The organism is Burkholderia sp. KCJ3K979 (genome assembly GCF_016759955.1).
In the GTDB taxonomy this organism is placed as follows: domain Bacteria; phylum Pseudomonadota; class Gammaproteobacteria; order Burkholderiales; family Burkholderiaceae; genus Burkholderia; species Burkholderia orbicola.
The window spans coordinates 1-1,338 of the sequence record NZ_JACFYV010000425.1 but is presented as its reverse complement, the minus strand read 5'-3'; the positions used below and the strand labels follow the sequence as shown (position 1 = coordinate 1,338).

The 1,338-nt window shown below is 61.4% G+C and carries 1 protein-coding gene; it reads left to right on the top strand.

The genetic code is table 11. The features are described 5' to 3' along the window. The first annotated feature begins 94 nt into the window (after positions 1 to 94). A protein-coding gene (locus H3O04_RS35375; protein ID WP_202589518.1) for an IS3-like element ISBcen6 family transposase occupies positions 95 to 1,305 on the top strand; the annotation gives its coding sequence in 2 pieces (ribosomal slippage) (positions 95 to 410 and positions 410 to 1,305; 1,212 coding nt in all). Positions 1,306 to 1,338: the final 33 nt, after the last annotated feature.

Genomic DNA, 1,338 nt, shown 5'->3' with positions numbered 1-1,338 from the left:
TGGAGCAGCCCCCTGAAACGCCGGACACAGTCACCCACTTACAATAACGGGTAGGCATAAGACTGTGTTTTTGACTAACACCAGGCAGGAAGTGATGGAAGTGTTGACGGGCCCGGAGCGCCGGCGGCGCTGGACGGCGGAGCAGAAGCTGGCGATGGTTCGCGAGAGTTTCGAGCCGGGGAAATCGGTTTCGATGGTCGCGCGCCAGCACGGCGTGAATCCGAACCAACTGTTCCACTGGCGCAAGCTGTATCAGGATGGGAGCCTGTCAGCGGTTAAAGCTGGCGAGGAGGTGGTTCCGGCCTCGGAACTGGCCGATGCGCTCAAGCAGATTCGTGAGCTGCAACGGATGCTCGGCAAGAAGACCATGGAGAACGAGATTCTCCGCGAAGCAGTCGAGTACGGTCGGGCAAAAAAATGGATAGCGCACTCGCCCTCGCTGCCGGAGGACGACCAGTGAAACTGGTTTGTGAAGTTCTCGGCGTGTCGCGCTCGAACGTATCGGCACGGCTGTCGCGTCCGGCGACGTGGCGCGATGGCCGTCAATCGAGGCAGACTGACGACGCGGCCGCGGTCGAGGAGATCCGCCGGGTCATTGGCGATTTGCCCAGCTATGGCTATCGCCGGGTTTGGGGCATCTTGCGCAACGAGCGCGTTGCAGTCGGACTGGCGCCGTTTAATGCCAAGCGAATCTATCGCGTCATGCGCACACATGGGCTGCTGATGCAGCGCCGACCGATTCCACCTCGGCCCCAACGTCGACACGACGGCAAGGTAGCCGTAGCGCGCAGCAATCAGCGATGGTGCTCGGACGGCTTCGAGTTCCGCTGCGACAACGGCGAGCCGCTGCGCGTAACGTTCGCGCTGGATTGCTGTGACCGTGAGGCAATGAGCTGGACGGCTACGACGGCAGGCCACAGCGGCGACATCGTGCGCGACGTGATGCTGGCTGCAGTGGAAAATCGGTTTGGCAACGAGCTGCATACGCCGTCCGAAATCGAGTGGCTGAGCGACAACGGTTCGGGCTACACGGCCGACGACACGCGTCGGTTCGCAGTGGCCATCGGCCTGAAGCCATTGACCACGCCGGTATGCAGCCCGCAAAGTAACGGGATGGCCGAGAGCTTCGTGAAGACGATGAAACGCGACTACGTCGCCTTCATGCCGAAGCCGGACGCAGCGACTGCTGCACGCAACCTGGCCATCGCGTTCGAGCATTACAACGAGAAGCATCCCCATAGCGCGTTGAAATACCGCTCGCCTCGCGAGTTCCGGCGCTCGATGGATTCAGCAACCTTAGTGTGATGCTGTGTCCGGTATTACAGGGTCAACTCCACC